This window comes from Alkalicoccobacillus porphyridii (assembly GCF_007293315.1).
Taxonomy (GTDB): domain Bacteria; phylum Bacillota; class Bacilli; order Bacillales; family Bacillaceae_D; genus Alkalicoccobacillus; species Alkalicoccobacillus porphyridii.
The window spans coordinates 1-328 of record NZ_VLXZ01000113.1 but is presented as its reverse complement, the minus strand read 5'-3'; the positions used below and the strand labels follow the sequence as shown (position 1 = coordinate 328).

Annotated in this window: 1 protein-coding gene; it reads right to left on the bottom strand. The window is 39.9% G+C overall.

Annotated elements, in window-relative coordinates:
* The coding region (locus FN960_RS21135) for an IS3 family transposase (RefSeq protein WP_143850788.1) at window positions 1-328 on the bottom strand (328 nt) is incomplete at both ends.

Sequence of the window (328 nt, the reverse complement as noted above, 5' to 3'; positions counted from 1 at the left end):
ATGATTGGACTGAAATAAAGCTTTTCTCCACCTTTGCACTTAAATTCAGTGACATCTGTCGTTAGTTTTTGAAGAGGCATCGGCGTGTGAAACCGTCGATTTAATCGATTCTCTGCCACTTTACCCGTGGTTCCTTTGTACGATTTATAGCGGGATTTCCGAATGAAGTTCTCTGATTTTAGACCAAGCTCATTCATGAGTCGTTGAACCTTTTTGTGATTGATGATGTGTCCATTCGCTCGTAGTTGTACATGAATCCGACGATACCCGTAATTTCCCTCATGATGATCAAATATAGCTTGAATCTCTTTCTTTATGATTTGATCGG